The sequence below is a fragment of the Microbacterium esteraromaticum genome, from assembly GCF_017303215.1.
GTDB lineage: Bacteria > Actinomycetota > Actinomycetes > Actinomycetales > Microbacteriaceae > Microbacterium > Microbacterium esteraromaticum_C.
This window is the reverse complement of the sequence record NZ_JAEMWU010000001.1, coordinates 981,162-1,005,374: the sequence shown is the minus strand read 5'-3', so window position 1 is coordinate 1,005,374 and position 24,213 is coordinate 981,162. Positions and strand designations below refer to the sequence as shown.

The following is a 24,213-nucleotide window of genomic DNA, read 5'->3' as shown; positions in this document are numbered from 1 at the left end:
GCTCACCGCCCGCGACGGCCTTCGATCACGCTCGGACCGTCGGATGTCATTCGCACCGTCAGCTGGGCGGGGATCTGCTCCTGCATCGCCTCGACGTGGCTGATCACGCCCACGGTGCGCCCGCCTTGCCGTAGCGCGTCGAGGGTGCGCATCGCCGTCTCGAGGGTGTCGGCATCCAGCGAGCCGAATCCCTCGTCGATGAACAGCGTGTCGAGTCGAATGCCACCGGCTCGCGCCGTGACGACCTCGGCCAGCCCCAGAGCCAGAGCGAGCGATGACAGGAAGGTCTCGCCGCCCGACAGCGACTTGGCCGGCCGGCTGTGGCCCGTGAACGCGTCGAAAACGACAATGCCGAGACCCGATGCGGCACCCCGCGCAGCGAGCGCGTCGGAATGACGCAGCTGATAGCGGCCGTCCGACATGTCGTGCAGACGCAGGTTCGCCGCCGCGACGATCTCTTCGAGTTCGGCGGCGAGGACGAACGTCTCGAGGTTCATCTTGAGCGTGTTCCCGGACCGTCCGGCGAGGGCGTCGGCGAGCCCCCGCAGGACCTCGAACTGCTCTGCGTCGGCCGCTGAGGCGGCGTGCTCGGATGCTGCCGATTCGACGCTCGCTGTGAGGCCGCGCTGCACTCCGCGGGCCTGGCTGTCAGCATCCACGGCACTCTGCCAGCTCTCCCGCGCGGCGTGCGCCGCGGCCTCGGCCGGGGCGAGATCGATCGGTTCCTCGGGCAGGGCGCGCATCTCGAGGTCGAGCAGCAGCGCCTTCTCTTTCTTCACCTCGACGGCGTGCGCGGTGACCCGCGCGTCGAGGGTGGCGATCTCGGCGGCAGCCAGGAGCGCGTGCTCTGCCTGGGCCACGTCGTCGAACACCGAAGCGGTGAGGGCGGCATCGAGCTCGCCGCGAGCGATCGCCGCTGCGGATGCCCGCTCGATGCGCACCTCGATCGCGTCGGCTGCGCGGGTGGCGAGCGCGATGTGGTGCTGCGCCTGCGCGATGCGTGCGGCCACGCTGTCGTAGTCGCCGCGTGCCTCGGCGATCATCCTGTCGGCATCGGCGATGCGCTGATCGATGAGCGAGAGCGCCGTGCGCGCGGCGCCGAGTCGCTCCGCCGCCTCCGTGCGGCGCTCGTCGACCTCGGCGGCGTTCCGAGTGAGGATCTGCAGTTGCACGCTCAGCTCGTCGGCGCGTTCGGCCGCGCGGGCGGCGGCATCGCGTTCGGCGACCATCTGCGTGATCTCGTGCTCGGCCTGCTCGAGACTACGCCCGGCGGCGCGCTCCGCCGCGGCAGCCAGCTCGGCGCGATACCCGGCGAGTACGCGCGAAGCGGTCCGCTCGGCTGCGGCGGCCGTGTCACGCGCAGCTTCGGCAGCGGCGATGTCGTCCGGCGAGACGGGGTCGGCATGCTCGGCCGGAGCCGGGTGCGCGGTGGAGCCGCAGACCGCGCACGGCTCGCCAGCGACGAGGCCTGCCGCCAGCTCACCGGCGTAGCCGTCGAGGCGTCTGCGCCGCAGCTGTCCGAGCTCGTGCTGAGCACGGGCGTGCGCCTCAGTCGCCTCGGTCTCGGTGCGCTCCGCTTCGGTGATCGCCCCGGTGAGTCGTGCAGCCTGTGCGGCTCCGTCGCGTCGCCGTTCGGCGGCGGCGACCGCCTGCACGGCGGTCTCTGCGCGGGCGCCCTCTCGGCGGGCGTCATCTCGTTGTGTCTCGAGCGCGCTGATCTGCGCGGGAAGAGCGTCGCGTTCGGCGTCGATCGCCTCAAGCACCGCGGATGCTGCCGCAACGGCCTCCTCGGCGTTCACGCGCTCTGACCGACGGCGCTCGCCCTCTGCCTCGTGCTCGGCCGCGTTCTGCCATGCGCCGCTCTCGCGGGTGCGCTCCGAGGCGAAGTCGCGCAGCGCGGCGGCGGAAGCGTCGCCTCTCTGCGTCGCGCCCGCGCTACCCTCAGGGCTCGCTTCCGAGGCCGAGCCCTCGCCGTCATCGCTCGATGATGGTGTGTGCTCCAGTACCACGCGGATCGCATCCGTCGCGCGTGCAGAGGCGATCGCCTCAGCCTCATCGCGCGCGGCCTGTTCGAGCGCGGCAGCGCCGCGTGCCTCGGCCGTGATCAGTGCCCGTAGGTTGTCGGCCGCGCGAGCGCGATCGCGGCGGGTCGCGGCTTCCGCGATCTCGGCGTTCTGCGCTTCCAACGCGGCGAGCGCTGCGCGCGCACGGTCGCGGTCGCTCTGCGCCCGACGTTGCTCGGTGAGCGCGGTCACGACGGCCGCTGCGTCCGCCTGGGCCTTCTCGGCGGCGGCCTTCTCGGCGGTGGCGCGTTCGACCCGATAATCGGCACGGGTGATGGCCCGGCGCAGCCGTTCGATGCGCTGATCCGTGGAGTCGGCGATGTGATCGGCGTCATCGCCCCACAGGTCAGCATCGCCGACAATGCGCTCCGCCTCATCGAGCCGGGCATCAACGGTGGCGCGGCGTCCGCTGAGCGCTTGCTCTGCCGCACGCCGACGCTCATCGAACCGCGCCTGATAGTCCGAGAACCGACCGGTGTCGAACAGGCGACGCAGCAGTGCCTGACGCTCGTTGCTGCCGGCGAGCAGGAAGTCCGCGAATCGGTTCTGCGCGAGCAGGATCACCTGAAGAAACTGCTCCTGACTCAACTGCAGGATCTCGTTCAGCTCATTGCCCGCGTCGACCGCACGAGCCGCGCGCCCGACCCACTCATCGCCCACCAGCTGCTCCAGCAGCACCGATGCCTGCTGCGTCGTCATCCCGCCGCCGCGCTTGGCCGGTCGTTCATAGGCCGGTGACCGGGTGACCCGGTATCGGCCGGCGGTCGTGCTGAACTCGACGACGACCTCGGTGACGTCATCGGGTGCGCAATGGTCGCTGCGCATGCGCTTGTCACCACTGTCATAGCGCGGCACGCCACCGTAGAGACCGAAGCAGACGGCATCGAGGATGCTGGATTTGCCGGCTCCGGTTCGACCGGCGATCAGGAATATGCCGTCGTCCGCATACTCGTCGAAATCGACGACCTGGCGCGCACGGAACGGGCCGAACCCGGCGACCTCGAGGCGATGCAGCCGCATCAGACAAGCGCCTCGGCGCGCACGCGGTCATCGAGCACATCGCGGATCAACTCGGCCTCGTGCGGCGTCGCCCCCTGACCGGCGCGCACGTGCATCAAGAAGGCCTCGATCCGCTCGACGTCCGTGATCGCCGACCGCAACCGCTCGGAATACGAGCGCTCGTCACCGGCATCCGCACCGTCGGGCTGGTGCTGCACCAGCGCGCAGAACGGGAAGCGCTCGCGCAATCGGCGCATCGGCTCGTGCTGCGGCACGGCATCGGTGTACACGGCGCAGACCCACTGGTCTGCGTGCCGGGCGGCGTTCGCCTCGGAGAGGATCTCGTCGAGCGTTCCGGTCAGCGTCACCAGCGCGCGCGGAACCGGCAGCGCCAGCCATTCGACAGCGGCCAGCCCCTCCGCGTCGAGGTCGACGAGCCACGAGCCGCGCTCTTTGTGCTGCTCGCCGAAGCTGTAGTGCAGCGGCGCCCCCGAGTAGCGCACCCGGTCGCTGAGCTGCTGGCGGCCGTGGATGTGCCCCAGTGCGACGTAGTCGGGCCCGTCGAACGAGCTCAGCGGCACCACGTCCAAGCCGCCCTGGCGCACCTCACGCTCGAGCCCGTCGGTGACCTCGACACCGGCGGCGAAGCAGTGCGCGATCGCCACCGAACGCCCCTCGTGCGCGGTCATTCCGTCTCGCACCAGGCTCATGGCGTGATGCATCACCTGCGCCTGCGTGCGCAGCACAGGCGGCTGGTCACCGGCATCCGCACCATCACTCCAGTGCTGACGGACGATCGCGGGCTCCAGGTAGGGGATGCCGAAGAAGTGCACCGGACCGTGCGCATCGCGCACGGTGACCGGCGTCGCGATCCCCGCCGGATCGGTGAGCACGTGAATGCCCTCGCGCAGCAACCGGGAATGGAAACCCAGTCGCGCGATCGAGTCGTGATTGCCGCTGGTCATGATGACCGTCGCACCGGTCTCGTGCAGTGCGAGGAGCGCCTCGTCGAGCAGCGTGTACGCCGCGGCGGCCGGTGTCGCCGAATCGAACACGTCGCCGGCGACGATCACCACGTCGACGTCGTGCGAGCGCACCTGCGCCACCAGCGCGTCGAGCACCTCGGCCAGCGCCGCGAGCGTCGAATGCCCGTGGAAGGTGCGGCCGATGTGCCAGTCGGAGGTGTGCAGAATGCGCATGTTCACACCGTACGGACGACCACCGACATCGCGATCGAGGCGTGCCGTCAGCGTGCGCGAAGCAGGTGCTGCTTGTCGGGATGCCCCTGGAACCACTCGGCGACATACCAGCACACCGGATCGATCCGCCGGTCACCCTCGGCCTCGACATCGGCGACCGCCCCGGCGACGACCATGGCCGCGTATCCGTGGCCGCGGTGCGTCGGGATCGTGTAGGCACGCGTCATGGCGACGGTGCGACCGTCGTCGCGGTAGTCGAGGACGCTCACCAGTTCACCACCGCGTGTGAGCGTGTATCGGGAGGCGTCCTTCTCGTCGGATAGCACGAAATCGGTAGCAGGAAGCGGAGATGTCACCCACCCCACGTTACGTCCTGTTTCAGACACCGGATTGTCACGTTTTGACACGACGCGTCATCATGAGAAATAATCGCCCCCATGACCACCAACGCATGCCCTGTATCCGCCCAGGAGGCGAACGGGACTGCCGGGATGATGATGCCCGGCCGCGTTGGCATGTGTTGCCGAATGTGTTGCTAAGGCGCAACCACCCAGCCTGACCCGCTGTCGCTCCTCGATCTGAGGGGCGGGTCTCGGAGCGCCCACCCTACGCGCCCATTCCACCGGCTCCGCCCGGTCTTTCGTGCAACGCAAACAGAGCCACCGGCTCTCGCATCCGTGAAGGTTTCATCATCATGTCGACCACTGCTCTCCTCGATCGCCCCGTCACCGCTCCCGTCCGCGTCATCTCCCCCGCCGACGCCGCAGCTGACCTCCCCTCCGTACGCTCGCCGCGAGGCTTCGCGCTCTATGTCGGTATCGACGAGATCAAGGCCGCCTCGGCCGGTGTGAGCCTGCCCGTGCTCGTTGACGCGCTGCGTCGCACCCTCGCCGAGCTCGCTCCCGGTGCCGAGACCCACGCGACCGTGGCGCTCGCTCCGCAGGCATCCGGTGGCCGCGACCTCGACGTCGTGCGCCTCGCGCTGCACGAGCCGGGTGCGATCGCCCGCGCCAAGGCCGCCGTCGAGGAGGAGAAGGACCAGGAGGCCGGCGTCGTCGTCGACATCTCGCGCAAGCGTGTGCTGCTGGACGGTGAGTCTGCGGCGTTCACCTACAAGGAGTTCGAGCTGCTGCAGTACCTGGTGCTGCGCGAGGGACGCACGATCGAGCGCACCGAGCTGGTCTCGGCGCTGTGGCAGGCGTCGTCCGATGAAGAGGCCCCGGGCGAGCGCACCATCGACGTGCACGTGCGGCGCCTGCGCGCCAAGCTCGGCCGTCACGAGGACATCGTGCGCACCGTGCGCGGCGTCGGATACCGCTTCGACCGCCACGCCGATGTCTCCATCCGGTACGGCCACGGCACCCCGTCGCCCGACCGTTTCTGACCCGACTCGCGTCTCTTCATTGCCGCCTCGCGTGGCGCGCCGCTGCTGTCCACTGCTTCGTCACGCGACTTCTCTGCGCCGAGACCCCGAGTTCTCGCCGAGACCCCCAGGTGTGGGCGTCCGTAGCTAGGGGTGTCGGCGGTAGGTAGGGGTGTCGACGGTAGGTAGGGGTGTCGGCGAAAGGCGCCGCAACGACGGGCGCCGCGACGTAGAACCCCGAAGACGAGAGCGTCGGCGCCGGCGCGTAGGGTTGCCGACATGACGACGGATGCTGCACCGCACCAGCCGGTGGCGCAGACCGTCTACCGTCCGGCCCATCCGGTAGACCTCATGCGGACGGTCGGGATGCTGGTGCGCGGGCCGAACGATCCGACGATGCTCGTCGACGGCGGACGGCTGTGGCTGGCGTTCCGCACCGGGAGCGGCATCGCCACACTGTGCCTGCGGCAGGACTCCCAGGGCATTCACGCGGCTGCGTGGGGCCCCGGCGCCGACGAGGCGATCGATCGGATGCCACAGGTGTGCGGCGCCGATGACGACCTGACCGGCTTCGACGTCTCGGCGCACGCGGGCCTCGCCGCAATCGCGCGGCGCTTCCCAGGCATCCGACTCCCCCGCACCGATCTCGTCTTCGAGGCCCTCGCCTGCGCGATCCTCGAGCAGAAGGTGACGGGCCTGCAGGCCTTCGGTGCCTGGCGGTACCTGGTCACGAACTTCGGCGAACGTACCCCAGGGCCGACGCCCCGCCCGATGTTCGCCGCACCCGCGGCAGAGAGCTGGCGCAGAATCCCGTCCTGGCAGTGGCACCGCGCCGGCGTGGAGCCCCCGCAGTCCCGCACGATCGTGCGGGCGGCATCGCGTGCCCCGAGCATCGTGCGGGCACTGCACGCGGCATCCGACGGCGACGACCGCGACCAGGTGCTGACGAGCCAGCCGGGGATCGGGCAGTGGACCTCGGCCGAGACACGGTTGCGCGCCCTCGGCGACCCCGACGCCGTCGCTCTCGGCGACGCCCACCTGCCGCACGAGATCGGGTTCGCGCTCACCGGCTCGCGCACCGACGATGCGGGCATGCTCGAGCTGCTCTCGCCCTGGGCCGGTCACCGGCAGCGAGTCATCCGGTTGGTCTATGCCGCCGGCATCCGAGAGTCGCGCCGTGGACCGCGGCTGGCCCCCGAAGACCACCGGCGCCGTTGACGCGGCCTCGCCGCGCCGCAACGGGGTCAGCGGTGATAGGCGGCGAAACGACCGTTCGGGCCGTCGATCACGGTGACGGGCGTGCGGAACACCCGGCTGAGGACGTCGTCGCGGATGATCTCGTCGGGGGTGCCGTGCACGGCGATGCGCCCCTCTTCCATGGCGACGATGTGGTCGCTGTAGGCCGCGGCGAAGTTGATGTCGTGCAACACGATCACGATCGTGCGGCCCAGCTCATCGGCCGCCCGTCGCAATTGCTGCATCATCTGCACCGAATGCTGGGCGTCGAGGTTGTTCAGCGGTTCGTCGAGCAGCAGATAATCGGTGTCCTGCGCCAGCACCATCGCCACATACGCACGCTGCCGCTGACCGCCCGAGAGCTGGTCAAGAAAGCGCTGTTCGAGGTCGGTGAGCCCCAAGAAATCGATGGCCTCAGAGATCTTGTCCTCGTCGGCCTGGATGAGCCGCCCGCCGCTGTACGGGTAGCGGCCGAAGCCGACCAGCTGCCGTACCGTGAGCCGCGTGACGAAGTGGTTCTCCTGACGCAGGATCGACACGGTCTTGGCGACCTTCTTCGACGGCGTGCGGTGCACATCGATGCCGCCGATCTCGACCGAACCGCCGTCGGGGGCGAGCAGGCGCCCCATCATCGTGAGCACGGTCGACTTGCCAGCACCGTTCGGCCCCACCAGGGCGATGATGCCCCCGGCGGGCAGGTCGAGCGAGATCGGTCCGATCTCGACATCGGCACTGTAGCGCTTGGTGACGTTGGACAGCCGGATCACAGGCGCCCCCTTCTGAGAACGACGATGAGGAACGTGATGCCGCCGATGAGCTCGACGATGATCGTGACGGTGTCGACCATGGGCAGCACATGCCGCAGCAAGAAGTACGCGCCTCCGAGCACCACGAAGCCCAGCAGCCAGGCGACCGGCAGGATGCGCCGGTGGTCGTGGGTGTCGGTGATCGAGTAGGCGAGGGTTGCGACCAGGAAGCCGAGGAACGTCATCGGCCCCACCAGCGCGGTGCTCATCGCCATCAGCACCGTCACCAGGGTGAGAGTGAGCATCACCTGCCGCCGGTGGTTCATGCCGAGGTTCGTGCTGATCTCGCTGCCCAGCGCGACGACGTTCAGGCGGCGCGCCATCAGCCAGATCGAGGCGCCCGTCACCAGGCACACCGGGATCACGAACCACAGGTAGTCGGTGTTGGCGTTGCCGACGTTGCCGAACATCCGGGCGCGCAGCACGTCGAACTCGTTGGGATCGAGCATCCGCTGCAGGAACGTCGAGAGTGTTCCAAGTCCGGTGCCGATGATGATGCCGACGAGCAGCATCACATGCAGGTTGCCGAGCCTGCCCGAGAACAGCCACGAGTAGAGCAGCACAGCGAAGGCGATCATCATCGCGGTCTGCAGCAGGAACTGCACGAATCCGTCGATCTGATCCAGACCGCTCATGCCGAAGAAGAACACCGCGGCGGTCTGGATGAGGATGTACAGCGACTCGAAGCCCATGATCGATGGGGTGATCAGGCGGTTGTTGGTGGCGGTCTGGAATGCCACGGTCGCGAACGAGTGGCACAGCGTTACGAGGGCGATCACGATGAGCGATTCGGAGCGCATGTTCGAGATGCGCCACCACTTCTCGCTGAAGAGCGGATGCTGGTTGTCCCACGTCAGCATGAGCACGGCGATCGCGACGGCGAGGACGATGAGACCGCCGAGTGTCAGACGGTAGCGCCGGCGGTGACGATCGTCGGCGTACGCGCTGCCGCGTCGGTCGCCCGACGCGGGTGCGAGACGAGCGGATGCCGGTGACTCTGCGGAGGCGGTGTCAGCGGAGGCGGTGTCAGCGGGTGCCGTGTCAGCGGACAAGGGTCCTCCTCGTACGCAGCAGCAGGAAGATGAAGACGACGGAGCCGACGGCGCCGAGCACCAGTGACACGGGCACCTCGAACGGCATGATGATCACACGGCCGATGATGTCGCAGACGGTCACGACCCAGATGCCCGCCAGGAACACCCAGAAGATGTTGCTGCGCAGGTTGTCGCCGCGGATCATCGAGACGAGGTTCGGCACGATCAGGCCGAGGAACGGCAGTGCGCCGATCACGACGGTGACGACGCCGGTGACGACGGCGACGAGTCCGGTGCCCAGCAGCACGACGCGTTCGTAGTTCAGTCCGGCGTTCGTGGCGACTTCTTTGCCGAGCCCTGCGACGGTGAACCGGTCGGCGACGAAGACGACGATGATGGCGACGATCGCGACGATCCAGAGGGGTTCGTAGCGCCCGACCTCGATTCCGGTGAAGCGGCCCGCGAACCACGTGCCGAGCGTCTGCAGCAGGTCGTACTCCAGCGCGATGAACGTCGAGATCGCGCTGATCACGGCGCCGAACATGATGCCGATGATCGGCACGATCAGCGATGACTTGAGCGTGACGCGGCGCAGGAACAGGAAGAAGATCAGGGTGCCGATGAAGGCGAACACGATGGCGACTGTCATGCGCATCATGAGCGAGGGCATCGGAATGATGATGTAGGTCAGCAACAGGCCGAGACCCGCCCACTCGGTGGTGCCGACCGTGGTCGGTTCGACGAAGCGGTTCTGGGTCATCAACTGCATGATCAGCCCGGCCATTGCCATGCTGGCGCCGGCGAGCACCAGGGCGATGGTGCGCGGAATGCGGGTGATCCAGGTGAATTCGTGACCGCGGCCCTCGGTGTCGGTGATGTCGGCGACGCCGGTGAAGACCGACAGTGTGAGCAGTCCGGCAGTGAGGATGAGGGCGATGATGACCGGCAGGCTGCGCCGCAGGCGCGACGCCGGTGGCGACACCGCGGCGCGGCGGGCCAGCGCGTCGACGTGCGTGACGCGCTGACCCGCCGGCAGCGGTGTGGTACCCGTGCTCACAGAGCCGCGAACTCCTTCGCGAGGTCGTTGAGAACGGTGGTGTAGGTGACGATGTCTTCGGTGAGGTAGAAGTCGGCGGGCATGACGTAGATGGCCTCGTTCTCGATGGCGGGCACGGGTGCCAGCGCGGTCGACGAGGTGATCAGTTCGAGCGCCGGGGTGGACTCGCTGTCGGAGAACGCCGCCTCACGGTCGAGCACGAGCAGGAACTCGGGGTTCGACTCGGCGATCGCTTCGATCGAGATGTCATCACCCTTGTCGTTGCTCGAGCCCTCGGATTCGAGCGCGGGGGTCAGGCCGACGAGGCTGAAGAAGATGCTCGAACCGCGGCCGTCGAGCGGGTTGGAGTAGCGGATCTCGTTGGCGCTGGTGACCAGGCCCATCACGGTGACCTCGGGGTCGTAGGCCTGCTGTGCCTCGTCGACCGCCGCGTGGAAGTCGTCGATCAGGTCCTTGGCCTCGTCCTGCTTGCCGAAGATCTCGCCGAGCAGGGTGACGCTCTCGACGAGGTACTCGTCGACGCTCAGCTCTTCGTTGGTCATGTCGACGAAGGCGGCGTCGGGCGCGGCCTTCTGCATGTCTTCGGCGTGGCCGCTGTAGCGGTAGCCGTTGACGATCAGGTCGGGGTCGACCTCGACGACCTTCTCGAAGTCGGGCTCGGCGTGCGTGCCGAGGTCGACGATGCCCTCGTCGGTGGCGAGCGGGTTCTCGCTGCTCATCAGGGCGCGCGGGGCTGCGGAGAGCTCAATGCCCCAGTCGGCGACGAGGCGGAACAGGCGGTTGTCGGTGACGATGACGCTGTCGGCGCTCTCGATAGTGACCTCGTTGCCGGCCATGTCGGTGACGGTCACCGGGAACTGCTGCCCCTCGGCGGCTGCCGGTGCTTTCGCGTCGCCTTCCTCGGCTGCGCCGACGGTGCTGCAGCCGGTCAGTGCGAGAAGGGCGACCGCGCCGAGCGCGGCGGTCGTGGTGATTCTGGACACGGACATGGAGGGACTCCTGTTCTGCGGGGGCGATGCGGCGGTGCTCTGCAGGGATACTGCGAACCTGCGCCGCGAAGTGAGGTTAGGACAACCTTGCCTGACGTGATTAGGTTAGCCTTACTTTATGACCGATGTGAAATCCGCGTTCTCGATCGAACGCCAGGGACTCGACCTGCGCTTCCGCTCTGTGACCCTCGAGAGCCGGGAATGGCTGGCGCCGAACTATGTGCGAGTACGGCTGACTGGTCAGGACCTGGCGGGCTTCGACTCGCCCGGCGCCGACGATCACATGCGCCTGTTCTTCGCCTCCGCCCCGACCGCCTCGGTCGAGGAGATGCGTGCGGCGCCCAGCCGCGAGTACACGCCGCTCGCGTGGGGCGACGGCTGGCTGGACGTCGAGTTCGCGATCCATGGCGATGCGGGCGTCGCGGCCCCCTGGGCCGCCTCGGCACCGCTGGGATCGTTCGTCGGCGTCGGCGGTCCGCGCGGTTCGGCGGTCATCACCGGCACGCCGGGGTCGTGGCTGCTGGTGGGTGACGAGACCGCGATCCCTGCGATCCGTCGTTTCGCCGCGATGATCCCCGCAGACACCCCCGCGCGCATCGTCATCGAGGTCGTCTCGGCCGCCGACGAAGTCGAGATCGACGCACCCGTGACGGTCGAGTGGCTGCACCGCGGCGAGGCATCGGCGGGTTCGGCGCTGATCGCCTTCCTCGACGGTCTGGGACCGGCGGATGCTGTCGGCGATGACCCGTTCTGCTTCATCGCTGCAGAGCAGTCCATCGTCAAGCCCGGCCGTGCGCTGCTCGAACGCTGGGGCGTCGACACATCCAAGGCCGTCGTGAAGGGCTACTGGAAGCGCGGCGAGGACGAGTACCACGCGCCGCACTGATCCGGGCATACGCCGGCCCGAGGTGCGCACAGACGTTCACCTCGGGCTGGTATTGCTGCTGGCATGACGTCTCTGCGCATCCTGCATCTCACCGACACCCATCTCTTCGGCGATGACAGCCGCCACTACGACCGTGTCGACACGCGCGAGCATCTGACGCGGGCGCTCGGGCATGTCGGCCACCTGCGCTTCGACCTGGTGGTCTGCTCGGGGGATGTCAGCGAAGACGGCACCGCCGAGTCGTACCGGTGGCTGCGCGAGACGCTGGGCACCTGGGCTCGTGAGCGCGGTGCACGCGTCGTCTATGCGATGGGCAACCACGACCGCCGCGAGACGTTCCGCGAGGTACTCGGTGGGGGCCAGCCGGATGCCCGCGAACAGGTGATGGCGGGTACCGACGAGGCCCGCCCCGTAGCATCCACCGCCACCGTCGACGGCTGGCGCACGATCGTTCTCGACAGCTCGATCCCGCAGCGGGGATACGGATCGATCGAACCCGAGCAGCTCGAGTTTCTGCGCTCCCAGCTGGCCACCCCCGCACCGAACGGCACGGTGCTCGTGATCCATCACCCGCCGATCGACGCGCAGACCGAGCTGCTGCAGGCGCTCGCGCTCGATGCGGACGACACCCACGCGCTGCTCGACGTAATGCGCGGCTCAGACGTGCGCGTGGTGCTCAGTGGGCACTACCACCTGCCGCTGGTCGAAACCGTCGCCGGGGTCCCGGTCGTCGTCGCTCCGGGGGTCGCCAACATCGCGCGCTCCTTCGACGACCCGCGCGAGGAGTCCGCGATCGACGGCTTCGGCGGCGCGGTCGTCGACATCCGTGGCGAGCGCGTGCGGGTGGCGCCGTTCGTCGAGCGGATGTCGGATGACACCGAGGTGTTCCGCTTCCCCGCCGACATCGTGGCGCGGATCATCGATGCCGCGGGTCAGCCGTCGACGCGCGCCGATTCGGTGTCGTAACGCAGTACGAACTTCGCGTCATCGCCCCGAAGGCGGCGACGGACGTAGAACACGGGGTGTCCGCTCTCATCGGCGGATACCCCGTCTCGCACGAGCAGCGCGGTGCCCGTGGGCACACCGAGGGTCTCGGCGTCGTCGAAGTCGGCCCCGACCGCACTGAACGCCCGCCACAGGTAGCCGAGCTGCAGGCCGAACCCATCGGCGAAGGCCCGCACGACGAGCGCATGGGCGTCGACCAGCTCGTCGACACCGGCCCATCGCTCATCGAACCAGTAGCTGTTGGCGATCCAATGCCGCCCGTCGCGCACCATCACGGTGTCCAGGCGGTGCAGGCGCTCAACAGGCAGGTCGAGATGCGCGGCGGCTTCATCGGCGAACGGGCCGGTAGCCGCCCCGGCCTGCAGAATGCGCTCGTCGACCATCCGCACCGGACGGGCGGATCGGCGCAGCGCGTGCTCGTCGAGCGCGTCAGCGGTGGCATCCGATTCCTGGCGCAGTGACGGAACGCTCGCGACGATCTCGACCAGGTCGGGCGGTGACATCACGAACGTGCCCACGCCCCGTCGGATCTCGACGGCACCCAGTCGCTGCAGTTCGATCACGGCCTGGCGAAGCGTCAGCCGGGTCACGCCGAAGCGCGCCGCGAGGTCGGCCTCGTTCGGCAGCCGCTCGCCCGGGGCGAGCTCGCCCGACTGGATCTGCTCCCACAACGCAGTGGCGATGCGCCGGTACGCGGGCGTGCCCGTGCTCGGTCGGACACGCTCACTTCGCCGATCGTTCACCTGGCACTCCTCTTCTCGACACCGTCGATCCGTAGACATATAGACGTCTCGATCACAGCCGCGGGGAAACCCCGCAACAGAAAGGTAAGCCATGCGCAGAACGTTTGCGTCCACAGCACTCATCCTCGGCGGCGTGCTGCTCGCCGGTTGCGCCTCCTCGCCCGCCACGGGCACGGACGCCCCCGAGTCCTCCGAATCCGCGATCATCGACATCCGCGTCGGACTCGAGCCGACCAGCCTCGATGTGACCACCACCTCGGGCGCCGGCCTCGTGCAGGTCATGCGCGGCAACGTCTACGAGGGCCTGGTCGGCCTGAGCGAGGACCTCGAGATCCTCCCGGCGTTGGCCTCCGACTGGGAGATCTCCGACGACGGGCTGACCTACACCTTCACGGTCCGCGAGGGCGTGACCTTCCACGACGGCACCCCGATGACCGTCGCCGATGTCGTCGCCTCGCTGCAGGCGTCCAGCGCCGAGGGATCGACGAACCCCGACGCGAAGCGCATGGGCTCGGTCGCCTCGGTCGAGGCCACCGACGACACCACGGTCGTGGTCACCCTGTCAGAGCGCGACATCAACTTTCTCGAGTCGCTGACCACCTCGGCGGGCTATGTCGTCCCGCTCGAGTCGTCGGTCGACCTCGCCTCGGCCACCAACGGCACCGGCCCCTACACGCTCGGCCAGTGGAACCGCGGCGCGACCCTGTCGCTGGAGCCGTTCGCCGACTACTGGGGTGAAGCGCCGCTCAACGGCGGCGTCGTGTACCACTACATCGCCGACGAGACCACGGCGGCGAGCGCACTGCGCAGCGGCGAGGTCGACATCCTCGCCGGCGTCAGCGCCGAGACGGCCGAGCTGCTCGGCGGAGACGCTGAGTTCCAGGTGGTCGAGGGTGACTCGACCAGCTGGATGACCCTGGGCTTCAACAACGCCGTCGCGCCGTTCGACGACCAGCGCGTGCGTCAGGCGCTGCGCCAGGCGATCGACAAGCAGGAGCTCATCGAGGTCATCGGCGGGCAGGCCCTCGAGGTCGGCACGATCACGGTGCCCACCGACGCCTGGCATGTCGACGCCACCGACTCGGCACCGTACGACCAGGCCGCCGCGAAGGAACTGCTCGCCGAAGCGGGCCAGGAGGACCTGAGCCTGACCCTCACCGTCGCGAACACCTACGACACGATCATCACCGAGTTCATCGCGGCCGAACTGGCCGAGGTGGGCGTGGACGTCACGATCGACACGGTCGAGTTCGCCACCTGGCTCGAGGACGTCTACACGAACAAGGACTACGAGCTCACCATGGTGCTGCACGTGGACCCCGCCACGATCACGTACTACGGCAACCCCGCCTACTACTGGAACTACGACAATGCCGAGGCGCAGACACTCGTGACCGAGGCTCGGCAGTCGGCCACGCCCGAGGAGCGCGACGAGAAGCTGCGTGCGGTCGCCGAGCTGGTCGCGGCCGACTCGGCGAGCGACTGGCTGTACTCGCCGCAGACCGTCATCGTCGCGGGTGAGGACGTGGCGGGCTTCCCCGTCGACCGCATCTCGAACAACTTCCGGGTGAGCGGCATCACCGCCGCCGAGTGACATGAGCACGACTGCACCTGCGCAGGTGCGGATGCCCGCCGGACACGGTTCACACCGTGTCCGGCGGGTCGCCGCAGAACTGCTCAACGAGGCCGCCGTGCTGGTGGTGTCGCTGATCGCCGCGAGCATGGTGATCTTCGGCCTGCTGGCGGTGCTGCCCGGCGACCCCGCGGCGGTCATCGGCGGAATGGATGCCACCCCCGAGCAGCTCGAGGCGCTGCGCGCGCAGATGGGTCTGGATCGTCCCCTGTGGGCGCGCTATCTCGACTGGATGGGCGGCGTGCTGACGGGTGACCTGGGCACCTCGGCACTGGATTCGCGTCCGGTGGCGGCCGAGCTCGGTGAGAAGCTGCAGGTGACGGTTCCGCTCGGCCTGCTCGCCCTGGTGCTGAGCGTGCTCATCGCCGTGCCGGTCGGTGTCGTCGCGGCCGTGTACCGCGAGTCGGCCTTGGGCCGTGCGATCGCGGCTCTGAGTCAGCTCGCCGCCGCCGTGCCGACCTTCGTGCTCGGCCTCGCCCTCATGGTGTTCGTCGCTCTTCCCACCCGCCTCTTCCCGGTGCAGGGTTTCCCGGCCGACCGGTGGGCGGAGCCCGGCGAGGCGCTTCGCGCGCTCATCCTTCCGGCCACCGCCATCGCGATCGGCCAGGCGGCCGTGCTCGTGCGTTTCGTGCGCAGCGCCACGATCGATGTGCTGATGAAGGAGTGGGTGCGCACGGGGCTCGCGCAGGGATGGCCGCTGCGTGCGGTGCTGGTGCGTCAGGGCATGCGCAATGCGGCCCTTCCGCTGCTGGGTGTGCTCGGCCTGGAGATCGCCGGAGTCCTGATGGGGTCGGTGATCGTCGAGCAGCTGTTCGCGTTGCCCGGCGTCGGCGGCATGCTGCTCGCCGATGTGGGCAACCGCGACATCGTCTCGATTCAGAGCACCTTGTTCGTGCTCACCGCTCTGGTGATGATCTCGACCGTCACGCTCACCGCGCTCTCACGCGTTCTCGATCCGCGCATCCGGAGGACCTCATGATCGCTCGCTTCCTGCGCCATCCGCTCGGAATCACCGGGCTCGTGCTCGTCGGCATCCCGACGTGTGCCGCGCTGATCTCGTTGCTGTGGGTTCCGTACGACCCGACGGTCTTCTCGCCCGCCGACCGCTGGCTGCCGCCGTCGTCCGCCCATCTGCTCGGCACGGACAACGGTGGTCGCGACCTGTTCAGCATCCTGCTCGTCGGCGCCCAGTCGACGATGCTCGCCACCGTGCTCGCGACGCTGATCGCCGTCGCCGTCGGGCTCCCCCTCGCACTGGGAGCCGCACTCGCCTCACGCAGACTCGGTCTTCTGCTCGAACGCGGCATCGACATCGCGATCGCCTTCCCCACGCTCGTGCTGGCGATCATCCTGGTCACCTCGTACGGCGCCAGCATCTGGGTCTCGTCGCTCGCGATCGGGCTCGGCGGCGCGGTCGTCGTGGCCCGCACCATGGTTCCCGAACTGCGCGGCGCCCTCGCGAGCCCCTACGTCACGCTGGCGACGGCCGGCGGGGTGAGCATTGGCGGCATCGTGTGGCGTCACGTGATGCCCAATACGGCGCCGACGCTGCTGATCCGCGCCACCCAGCTGCTCTCGGTCGCGGCACTGGCCGAGGCCGGCCTGTCGTACCTCGGCTTCGGCACGCCACCCCCGACCCCGTCGTGGGGACGCACGCTCGCCGATCTGCAATCGCAGGTGCTCGTGCGCCCCGAAGTGCTGATCGCCCCGAGCCTGGCCATCACGACGCTGGTGATCGGCTTTGCCCTGCTGGGCGATGCACTGCGCGACGCACTCGAACCCGACCAGGTGCGCGCAGCATCCGCCCGCCCCTCCCCCAAAACCGCCCGCCGTTCCACAAAGAAGGTGCCCGCATGACGCTCCTCGACATCCGCAACCTCACGATCCGCATCGACGGACGCACCGTCGTCGACGATGTCTCACTGCATGTCGATGCCGGCGAGCGCGTGGGACTCATCGGCGAGTCGGGTTCCGGCAAGTCGCTCACCAGCATGGCCGTGCTCGGGCTGCGCCCGCCGCGCGGAGAGCTGTCGGGCAGCGTTCGTGTGGAAGGTGTCGAGACGATCGACGCGGATGCCGCGACGCTGCGCGCCCTGCGCGGCAAGATCGTCGGCTGCGTCTTTCAGGAACCGCAGAGCGCGCTGGATCCGCTGCTCCCGATCCACCGGCACCTGGTGGCGCCCCTGCGCGCCCACGGGATGCTGCCCCGTGGCGCCGCACGTGAGACGGCGATCCGCCTGGCCGAGAGCGTGGGCCTGCCCGATGCCGCGCAACTGGTGCGGCGCTATCCGCATGAGCTCTCGGGCGGGCAGCGCCAGCGGGTGATGATCGCGATGGCGATGTCGACGTCGCCGCGGCTGCTGCTCGCCGATGAACCGACCACCGCCCTGGACGTGACCGTCCAGGCACGCGTGCTGCGCCTGATGTCAGACCTGGTCAACCGCAGCGGCGCGGGCAGCCTGCTCGTCACCCACGATATGGCGGTCGCCGCCTCGCAGTGCGACCGCATCATCGTGATGCAGTCGGGGCGGATCGTCGAAGAGGGCCGTCCGGCCGACCTGATCCACCAGCCGCGCACCGCCTACACGGCCGAGCTGATCGATGCCGCGTACGCCACCGGCTGGCAGCCGCGCCGTATGCGGGAGGCTGTGGCCGCATGAGCACCGAGCTGTTCCATGCCGACGGCATCGGCGTCACCTACCCGGGGATGGACCGCGCGGCGTTGCAGGACATCGATCTGCGCATCGACGCCGGCCGTCACCTCGGGATCATCGGCGAGTCGGGCTCGGGAAAGTCGACGCTGACCCGCGTCCTGCTCGGGTTGCAGCGCCCCACGACGGGCACCGTCACCTACCGCGGTGAGCGGGTTCCCGCCGGCCGCGGGCGTGCCGCCCGCGACTTCCGCCGTCGCGTGCAGGTGGTGCTGCAGGATCCGTTCGCGTCGCTGAGCCCGCGGATGCCGGTGGGGCGCATCATCGCCGAACCGGTGCGCGCCCTCCGCCCGGAATGGGATGCGGATGCCCGCGCAGCCGAGATGCTCGCCGCCGTCGAGCTGCCCGCCGACGCGGCACAGCGGCTGCCCCGCGAACTGTCTGGCGGGCAGCGCCAGCGCGTCGCGATCGCCCGCGCCCTCGCCGTGCGCCCCGAGGTCGTGATCGCCGACGAACCGGTCAGCGCGCTCGACGTATCGGTGCGCGCGCAGGTTCTGCGCCTGCTGCGCCGCCTGGCTGCGCACGAGGAGCTGACGATCGTGGCCGTCTCGCACGACCTGGGCATCATCGACGGACTCTGCACCGATGCGCTGGTGATGACCGAAGGACGCATCGTCGAACGCGGCCCGGTCATCGACGTACTGGAGAACCCCACCCATCCCTACACCCGAGAGCTGATCGAGAGCGTGCCTCTGCTTCCGCCCCGCCCCGCCGACGCCCCCAGGAGCACCCCATGATGAGTGGTCAGCTGATCACCCCGACCCCGCTGCACAACTTCCGCCCGGTCGGCGGACTCCCGACCGCGGACGGTGGCGTCGTTCGGGCGGATCTCGTCTGGCGCTCGGCCGCACCGCTATCGCAGCGGCAGCCGGCGAGCGAAGCCGTCGTCGGTCTCGGCGTCGCAACGATCCTCGACCTGCGCGACGCACGTGAGCGCGCCTCGACGCCCGGCGCCTGGCAGCATCCGTCGCTCAGCGCACGCGCGATGCCGGTGTTCGAAGATCGGTTGCACGAGATCCGCTTCGCCGACCTCGCCGAGCTCTACGCGGTGATGATCGATGACAGTGGCGCCGCCCTCGCCCGCGCGTTCAGCGCCATCGCGGCGGGCGCCGAGCGGGGCGTGCTGATCCACTGCACGGCCGGCAAGGATCGCACCGGCGTGCTCAGCGCGCTCGTGCTGGACGTGCTCGGGGTCGAGCGCACCCTGGTGCTCGACGACTTCGCGCAGTCGCAGCAGCGCCTCGGCGCCGAGTACCTCGCCGATCTCTTCGCCGATGTCGACGCCGAGAACCTGCCGGGCATGGCCGCACATCGGGCCACCGCCTCACCTCCCGAGCTGCTGCAGGGAGCTTTCGATCGCATCGAACGCACCTGGGGCGGCAGCGCCGAGTACCTGGGAGCGCACGGAGTCGATGACGACGCGCTCACGCAGCTGCGCAAGGCGATGCTCGTCCCCGCCAGTCGCTGACGGCGCTCCGCGTTCCGGTCGCAGTTTCTCCCGCATCCGCGACGGCGCTCCACGTTCCCGTCGCAGTTTCTCCCGCATCCGCAGGCGCGAAGCGGGAGAAACTGCGACGGGAGTACGAACGCGCGGGCGCGTTCGCTCAGCGGGCCTCGTCGACGACGGCGGCGATGGCCTCGATCTCGACGAGCTGGTCGTCGTACCCGAGCACGGTAACGCCCAGCAGCGTGCTCGGCACGTCGTGGTCGCCGAACCCGTCGCGCACGACCTCCCACGCCGTGACGAGGTCGGCCTGCTGCGTGGAGGCCACGAGCACCCGGGTACTGATGATGTCGGTCAGCTCGGCACCGGCGGCGGCGAGCGCACCGTGCAGTGTCTCCAGGCATTTCGCTGCCTGGCCGGCATAATCGCCGACGGCGGCGGTCGTTCCGTCGGTGTTCAGCGGGCAGGCGCCCGCGAGGAAGATGAGCCGGGCATCGCTGGGGGCGGTGGCGGCATAGGCGTACTGGGCGGCATCAGAGAGGGCATCGGCACGGATCAGGGAAACAGCGGTCATCCTTCTAGTCTGCCGTGCCCGAGCACCGCACGACCCCAGCGACGGGCGGGCTTTCAGTCGGTCAGCGTCCAGGCCCGGTCGTTGGAGCGGCCCGGTTCGGAGCCGCGGTTCTTGCGCATCGCCGTGTAGGTCTGCCCCTCGTGCAGGACCACGTCGCCGCGCTGGAACTCTCCTGTCGGAGTCCAGATCGACGTATCCCCGATCGCCCGGATCTGCTGCCACGGACCGCGCGGCTTCTCGCCCGGTTCATCGGCGCTCGTCGGCCGTATCGCCTCGAACAGGCTTCCTTCGAAGCTGACTCGATCACCAGCGCGGTACGAGGCTGATGCGTCCCACACATTGGCCGCCGACACCGGCTCGAAGTCGGCGAGGTCACTGGCATCCGCGACGAACCCGTCGATGGCGATGACGGTTCCGATCACCTCCACCCTGGGCAGGTCCGCGCCTGTACCGAACGCCGCGACGATGTCGAAGTCGGCGGTCTTCCCGGCGCGCTGGATCCGCAGCACTCCATCGGCGTACGTGATCTCGGCACCATCGGCATCAAGCAGCGTGAGCTGCATCCAGGCGTCACCATTGCGCAGGACGATCTGGCGCGCACCGTCGACCGAATCGGCGATCTCAGCCGTCACCCCGGCTTGCGGCGCCAGCTGCCACGTCCAACGACGGGCCTCGTCGTCGGAGAACGAGTCCGAGAGCACCATGATGGTGTCGGCTGTCGCGCGGGGCGTCATGTCGACAGCGGCCTCACGCGTGGCCGTCGCGACCCCCAGGTTGCCTGCACCGTCGAACAGCACGTAGCCGCCACCCTGCGCGTTGTACGAACGGGATGCCTCGGTACGACCGTGCCCGACCTCCTGTGCGATCTCATTGTCGACGAACACCCGCGAGTACTTGGCCGCATCGGCCGCGCTCTTGCCGGGTTGCCCCGCCCACAGCGTGTCACCGCCGATGATCGAGAGCCCGAAGGTGTCGAGGCCGCTCCAGCCGAGGTGGTCGTGGTTGCGGTTGTGCAGCCCAATGAGCACATCATCGGCATCCTGGATCCGGTTGCGGAACATCGCGACGCCGGACTCGGCGTCGTACAGCGCGGGAAGCACCTCATCGCTCCGAAGACTCGGCGGGCTCTCCTCCGGCCAGTAGGCGAAGGTGTAGAGCCCGAACCCCGGCGAGTACCAGCCGTTCTCGGCGAGATGCCCCTGCGTGCGCTCGAACATCGCGGCGACGCGGTCGAGCTCACCATCTTCGGCCGCGCGGTCGAAGTACAGCGGCCATGCCGGCTGGCCGCCGGTCCCCACGCCCCACTGCAGAGATGATCCCGTCCCCTGCCGGAGCGATGCGGCATGCAGCAGCAGACTCGCGGTCTGCGGCTCGTACCATGCCTCCTTGATGGCATCGATACCCGCATCGAACGACCCAAGTACGCCAGTGGTGGCGATCATGTTGTCGTAGTCGAGGTAGTCGAGCCCCTCTTGATACCAGCCGGACTCTGAGTAGCCCTGTTCCGCGTGACGCGAGAGCTGGTCGAGCAGACGCGCGATCCGCGCATCACGCATGCCGTAGTCACCGTCACCGCGCACGGCGAGATGCTGCGCAAGTTCTGCGCCGCGCGTGACGCCGACCCAGTTGCTCGCCTTGTCGTCCCACACCATGTTGGGGTGATCGGCGAGTTCGAGCAGTACCGCAGCGCGTTCGAAGTACTCCTGCGCGAACGTCCGCTGGGTGTTGCTCCAACCGTTGTACGCCCAGTCGTAGGCGAGCGCCAGCTGCGAAGCGGGGTTCGCGGTATCCAGTGGCTGACTGGCGCCGAATGGCGTCTCATCCGCGGCGATCTCGAACGCCTCGAATGTCAGGTCCGCGTACCGTTGCTGACCCGTCACCTGGTAGAGGAAGGCGGCCTCGCGGGCGTAGCGATGTGCCGAGGTTCCCGAGGTCCCGACACCTCCGTCGACCCGCGCGGTGATCACCTCGAGCTGTTCCTGCGGGGTGCCGGGAACCGCTGTGATGCGCGCGATCTTGTCGCGCACCTCATCGGTGAACATGATGCGTGGATGCGACTGCGCTCCCCGTGCTGCGGTGGCGATGACCTCGCCGTCCGCGACGAGCGCGAAGTACCGCGCCGGTGTCTGGGCTCGGGCCGATCCCACCGCCTCAACGCCGGTGGCGACCGTCGTCGCGTCAGAGAGATCTCCACCCGCGAGGGATTCGTCAGATGCCACGAGCGACAGCGCTCCCTTGACATCGCGCGCAGCGGCCCAACTGAGATGCACATCTGCCTCAGCCTCGATTGCGGCCAACGAGCTGGTCAGAATGTTGCTCTCGTCCGGCGCGGTGATCGTCGCCTCCGTCGTGCGGAACACCTCCGCCCCACCGCTGTCGCGCGCGATCACCGTGTACACGTAGCTCTCGCCGGGGTTCCAGTCCTGGTCGGTCGCTTCGGTGAGAACGGCCGGCACTCGGCGCACCAGCTGCGCCTCCGCTTCGGACCCCACCGTCTCGCGCATGATCTCGTAGTGGTCGGCGCCTCGCGCATCCGTCACATCCCAATCGAGCCCGATGTCGCCGGATGCCGTGATCGATGCGAGGACGAAGTCGTCGGCATCCGCCCTGGAGAAGCGCACGTCGTCGACCGTCATCGTGCCCCTCACCATGTCGTTGAACAGGTGCACGCGCGCGCTGGTCGACCCCGCGGGCACCCGCACCCATGCGGAAGCGGGCGTCCAGCCGTCGGTGTCGGTGTTTCCGCCGATGAACGGAGCCGACGTCGCCCCCGCGACGTTGATGCGGATGCCCGCGGTGCCGTTGCCCGACATGCCCGTACGCTTCACCTGGAAGTCCAATCGGTACAGCCCGGCGGTCACCGGCACGTCCTGCACCAACGCCAGGCGCGACGAAGTCGTGTTGGTCGTGATCTGCACGGCGTTCTGCCCGGCGATGCCAGGAACCCGTGTCACCTCCCCCGTTCCGGCTGCGTTCCAGCGCCCCCAGCTGTCGGGGTTCGCCCCCGTGAATTGTTCGAACGAGCCGTTCGCGACGGCGTCCTCACCAACCTCGACGGCGGCCGCCGAGATCGGTGAGACCAGGAGTGCGGCGACGATCGCCGCACTGGCCCAGCGGGTCCTGTGTTTTCTCATGCTCTTCACCTCGTTGTGTAGATCGATGGAGTGTTCTGCTTCAGTCGGTGAGCGTCAACTCGATGACCGGAAGCAGTTCCTTGGGACGGACGACCGGCAAGGAGAGCACAAGCGTGCCCGGTTCCGGCGCGGCCGGGTGCAGACTCGCGCCGACGTGATCGGGGTCGGTGACGATCGGGTACGTGTTGATGACCGCGCCGTCGGATAGCAGGCGAGTGAACGTCACCCGGTCGGCCAGCCCCGGCAGGTACAGCGTCTTGAACGGCCAGTCGAAGATGTGCGCGAACAGCTTGTTGCCGTTCTGCGTGTAAACGACGCCCGAGGGCGATTCGAACTCCGAAGGGCCGGCGCCGTAGATCGCACCGCCGTTGCGGCGCAACCACCGCCCGACTTCGAGCAAGATGTCGTCATGTCCCTCGGGTACCTCACCGCGCGCGGTCGGACCCACGTTGAGCAGCAGGTTTCCGCCGAGCGAGACGGTCTGCGCCAGCATTCGCGCAAGCAGCTCGGGACTTTTGTCATCGGTGTTCTCGCGGTCGTAACCCCAGGCACCGTTGATGGTGTGGCACGCTTCCCACAGCACCTTCTCGCCGTTGACCTCGATCGGCTTGACCGGCTGGTACTGCTCGGGGGTGGCCAAGTCGCCGGGGATGCCGAACCGATCGTTGATGATCATCTCGGGTTGCAGCTCGCGGCACATTGCCATGAGCCCCTCGGCGTCCCAGTCCTCGGGCGTCTTGCCGGGAACACCGTCGACAGGGCCGGGCTGCGTGAAGTCGACGAACAGGTAGTCGATCGTGCCGTAGTCGGTCAGCAGCTCGCGCAGCTGCTCACGCATGTAGGCCCGGAAACGGTCCATATCGCGGTTCGCGTTGAGGTCATCGATGTCGTCGCGGTTGCCGAGCGGATGCGACCAGTCGACCGTGTAGTCGGGGTGGTGCCAGTCCAGCAACGAGAAGTACAGCCCGACGCGCAGACCCTCGGCACGCAACGCGTCGACGTACTCGCGCACGAGGTCGCGCCCCCGCGTCGTGCCGATCGAGTAGTCAGTGGTCGCCGTGTCCCACAGGCAGAAGCCCTCGTGGTGCTTCGCTGTCAGCACGGCGTACCTCTGGCCGGCCGCTTTGGCCAGCCGGGCGATCTCACCGGCGTCGAACAGGTCGGGGTCGAAATGGTCGGCGAGCCGGACGTACTCGTCATCGGGGACGCGGTCGAAACGCTTCACCCACTCCTGCCGCCCCAGCACCGAATAGGTGCCGTAGTGGATGAACATGCCGAAGTGATCGTGGCGGAACCACGCGGTGCGATCGGCGGTGTCAGTCATGGAAAACGTACTC

General features: G+C 68.6%; 21 protein-coding genes. 10 read left to right on the top strand and 11 right to left on the bottom strand.

Annotation, left to right across the window (positions count from 1 at the left end):
• Positions 1–2: 2 nt before the first annotated feature.
• From JF543_RS04590 to JF543_RS04580, 3 genes are read right to left on the bottom strand one after another with little or no spacing between them, the layout of a single operon-like run.
• Positions 3–3,083 (bottom strand): AAA family ATPase, encoded by a 3,081-nt coding sequence (locus JF543_RS04590; RefSeq protein WP_206822851.1) that lies wholly within the window; start codon positions 3,081–3,083, stop codon positions 3–5.
• Positions 3,083–4,261 (bottom strand): exonuclease SbcCD subunit D, encoded by a 1,179-nt coding sequence (locus JF543_RS04585; protein WP_206822850.1) that lies wholly within the window; start codon positions 4,259–4,261, stop codon positions 3,083–3,085. Before JF543_RS04585 ends, JF543_RS04590 begins: the two co-directional genes overlap by 1 nt.
• Positions 4,262–4,308: 47 nt before the next feature.
• Entirely contained in the window at positions 4,309–4,617 is a 309-nt protein-coding gene (locus tag JF543_RS04580) for a GNAT family N-acetyltransferase (RefSeq protein WP_206821005.1), read from the bottom strand.
• 338 nt (positions 4,618–4,955) lie between these two features.
• On the opposite strand from JF543_RS04580, the gene JF543_RS04575 reads away from it, so the two are divergent.
• Positions 4,956–5,645 carry a winged helix-turn-helix domain-containing protein gene (locus JF543_RS04575; protein ID WP_179409089.1) on the top strand — a complete coding sequence of 230 codons (690 nt, stop codon included), beginning with the start codon at positions 4,956–4,958 and terminating at the stop codon, positions 5,643–5,645.
• A gap of 258 nt (positions 5,646–5,903) precedes the next feature.
• A complete protein-coding gene (locus JF543_RS04570) occupies positions 5,904–6,842 on the top strand; it encodes a DNA-3-methyladenine glycosylase family protein (RefSeq protein ID WP_206822849.1) in 939 nt (312 codons plus the stop codon).
• A gap of 26 nt (positions 6,843–6,868) precedes the next feature.
• On the opposite strand, the gene JF543_RS04565 is transcribed toward JF543_RS04570, so the two are convergent.
• The 4 genes from JF543_RS04565 to JF543_RS04550 are packed head-to-tail and all read right to left on the bottom strand — an operon-like array spanning position 6,869 to position 10,746.
• Positions 6,869–7,627, bottom strand: a complete 759-nt coding sequence (locus JF543_RS04565; RefSeq protein WP_206822848.1) for an ATP-binding cassette domain-containing protein — start codon at positions 7,625–7,627, stop codon at positions 6,869–6,871.
• Entirely contained in the window at positions 7,624–8,718 is a 1,095-nt protein-coding gene (locus JF543_RS04560; protein WP_206822847.1) for an iron chelate uptake ABC transporter family permease subunit, read from the bottom strand. Before JF543_RS04560 ends, JF543_RS04565 begins: the two co-directional genes overlap by 4 nt.
• Complete coding sequence (locus JF543_RS04555; protein ID WP_410339602.1) at positions 8,708–9,757, bottom strand: ABC transporter permease; 1,050 nt, start codon at positions 9,755–9,757, stop codon at positions 8,708–8,710. The genes JF543_RS04560 and JF543_RS04555 overlap by 11 nt, the downstream gene beginning before the upstream one ends.
• A complete protein-coding gene (locus JF543_RS04550) occupies positions 9,754–10,746 on the bottom strand; it encodes an ABC transporter substrate-binding protein (protein WP_206822846.1) in 993 nt (330 codons plus the stop codon). The genes JF543_RS04555 and JF543_RS04550 overlap by 4 nt, the downstream gene beginning before the upstream one ends.
• A 118-nt stretch (positions 10,747–10,864) precedes the next feature.
• Here JF543_RS04550 and JF543_RS04545 point away from each other — a divergent pair, with 118 nt between their 5' ends.
• Positions 10,865–11,632, top strand: coding sequence for a siderophore-interacting protein (locus JF543_RS04545; protein WP_179409094.1), 768 nt, complete (start codon positions 10,865–10,867; stop codon positions 11,630–11,632).
• Between the two features lie 63 nt (positions 11,633–11,695).
• Positions 11,696–12,598, top strand: a complete 903-nt coding sequence (locus JF543_RS04540; protein WP_179409097.1) for a metallophosphoesterase family protein — start codon at positions 11,696–11,698, stop codon at positions 12,596–12,598.
• Here JF543_RS04540 and JF543_RS04535 read toward each other — a convergent pair.
• Positions 12,565–13,380: a GntR family transcriptional regulator gene (locus JF543_RS04535; RefSeq protein WP_179409098.1), complete on the bottom strand. Its 816-nt coding sequence runs from the start codon at positions 13,378–13,380 to the stop codon at positions 12,565–12,567. The genes JF543_RS04540 and JF543_RS04535 overlap by 34 nt on opposite strands.
• A 91-nt stretch (positions 13,381–13,471) precedes the next feature.
• Between JF543_RS04535 and JF543_RS04530 the strand changes: the two genes are divergently transcribed.
• From JF543_RS04530 to JF543_RS04505, 6 genes are read left to right on the top strand one after another with little or no spacing between them, the layout of a single operon-like run.
• Positions 13,472–14,974: an ABC transporter substrate-binding protein gene (locus tag JF543_RS04530; protein WP_179409099.1), complete on the top strand. Its 1,503-nt coding sequence runs from the start codon at positions 13,472–13,474 to the stop codon at positions 14,972–14,974.
• 1 nt (position 14,975) lies between these two features.
• Entirely contained in the window at positions 14,976–15,992 is a 1,017-nt protein-coding gene (locus JF543_RS04525) for an ABC transporter permease (RefSeq protein WP_206822845.1), read from the top strand.
• Positions 15,989–16,870 (top strand): ABC transporter permease, encoded by an 882-nt coding sequence (locus tag JF543_RS04520; RefSeq protein WP_179409100.1) that lies wholly within the window; start codon positions 15,989–15,991, stop codon positions 16,868–16,870. The genes JF543_RS04525 and JF543_RS04520 overlap by 4 nt, the downstream gene beginning before the upstream one ends.
• Positions 16,867–17,673, top strand: coding sequence for an ABC transporter ATP-binding protein (locus tag JF543_RS04515; protein ID WP_206822844.1), 807 nt, complete (start codon positions 16,867–16,869; stop codon positions 17,671–17,673). The genes JF543_RS04520 and JF543_RS04515 overlap by 4 nt, the downstream gene beginning before the upstream one ends.
• Positions 17,670–18,461, top strand: a complete 792-nt coding sequence (locus JF543_RS04510) for an ABC transporter ATP-binding protein (RefSeq protein WP_206821014.1) — start codon at positions 17,670–17,672, stop codon at positions 18,459–18,461. The genes JF543_RS04515 and JF543_RS04510 overlap by 4 nt, the downstream gene beginning before the upstream one ends.
• Entirely contained in the window at positions 18,458–19,192 is a 735-nt protein-coding gene (locus JF543_RS04505) for a tyrosine-protein phosphatase (protein ID WP_206822843.1), read from the top strand. Before JF543_RS04510 ends, JF543_RS04505 begins: the two co-directional genes overlap by 4 nt.
• A gap of 136 nt (positions 19,193–19,328) precedes the next feature.
• On the opposite strand, the gene JF543_RS04500 is transcribed toward JF543_RS04505, so the two are convergent.
• The 3 genes from JF543_RS04500 to JF543_RS04490 are packed head-to-tail and all read right to left on the bottom strand — an operon-like array spanning position 19,329 to position 24,200.
• Entirely contained in the window at positions 19,329–19,742 is a 414-nt protein-coding gene (locus tag JF543_RS04500) for a RidA family protein (protein ID WP_206822842.1), read from the bottom strand.
• Between the two features lie 53 nt (positions 19,743–19,795).
• Positions 19,796–22,876 (bottom strand): carbohydrate-binding protein, encoded by a 3,081-nt coding sequence (locus JF543_RS04495; protein WP_206822841.1) that lies wholly within the window; start codon positions 22,874–22,876, stop codon positions 19,796–19,798.
• 40 nt (positions 22,877–22,916) lie between these two features.
• On the bottom strand, positions 22,917–24,200 hold the full coding sequence (locus tag JF543_RS04490) for an alpha-L-fucosidase (RefSeq protein WP_206822840.1): 1,284 nt from the start codon (positions 24,198–24,200) through the stop codon (positions 22,917–22,919).
• Positions 24,201–24,213 lie beyond the last annotated feature (13 nt).

Bases quoted from the DNA above. Each gene is read 5' to 3' on its own strand.
- JF543_RS04590 (WP_206822851.1), bottom strand. From the start codon at position 3,083: ATGCGGCTGCATCGCCTCGAGGTCGCCGGGTTCGGCCCGTTCCGTGCG.
- JF543_RS04585 (WP_206822850.1), bottom strand. From the start codon at position 4,261: ATGCGCATTCTGCACACCTCCGACTGGCACATCGGCCGCACCTTCCAC.
- JF543_RS04575 (WP_179409089.1), top strand. From the start codon at position 4,956: ATGTCGACCACTGCTCTCCTCGATCGCCCCGTCACCGCTCCCGTCCGC.
- JF543_RS04570 (WP_206822849.1), top strand. From the start codon at position 5,904: ATGACGACGGATGCTGCACCGCACCAGCCGGTGGCGCAGACCGTCTAC.
- JF543_RS04550 (WP_206822846.1), bottom strand. From the start codon at position 10,746: ATGTCCGTGTCCAGAATCACCACGACCGCCGCGCTCGGCGCGGTCGCC.
- JF543_RS04545 (WP_179409094.1), top strand. From the start codon at position 10,865: ATGACCGATGTGAAATCCGCGTTCTCGATCGAACGCCAGGGACTCGAC.
- JF543_RS04540 (WP_179409097.1), top strand. From the start codon at position 11,696: ATGACGTCTCTGCGCATCCTGCATCTCACCGACACCCATCTCTTCGGC.
- JF543_RS04530 (WP_179409099.1), top strand. From the start codon at position 13,472: ATGCGCAGAACGTTTGCGTCCACAGCACTCATCCTCGGCGGCGTGCTG.
- JF543_RS04525 (WP_206822845.1), top strand. From the start codon at position 14,976: ATGAGCACGACTGCACCTGCGCAGGTGCGGATGCCCGCCGGACACGGT.
- JF543_RS04520 (WP_179409100.1), top strand. From the start codon at position 15,989: ATGATCGCTCGCTTCCTGCGCCATCCGCTCGGAATCACCGGGCTCGTG.
- JF543_RS04515 (WP_206822844.1), top strand. From the start codon at position 16,867: ATGACGCTCCTCGACATCCGCAACCTCACGATCCGCATCGACGGACGC.
- JF543_RS04510 (WP_206821014.1), top strand. From the start codon at position 17,670: ATGAGCACCGAGCTGTTCCATGCCGACGGCATCGGCGTCACCTACCCG.
- JF543_RS04505 (WP_206822843.1), top strand. From the start codon at position 18,458: ATGATGAGTGGTCAGCTGATCACCCCGACCCCGCTGCACAACTTCCGC.
- JF543_RS04500 (WP_206822842.1), bottom strand. From the start codon at position 19,742: ATGACCGCTGTTTCCCTGATCCGTGCCGATGCCCTCTCTGATGCCGCC.
- JF543_RS04495 (WP_206822841.1), bottom strand. From the start codon at position 22,876: ATGAGAAAACACAGGACCCGCTGGGCCAGTGCGGCGATCGTCGCCGCA.
- JF543_RS04490 (WP_206822840.1), bottom strand. From the start codon at position 24,200: ATGACTGACACCGCCGATCGCACCGCGTGGTTCCGCCACGATCACTTC.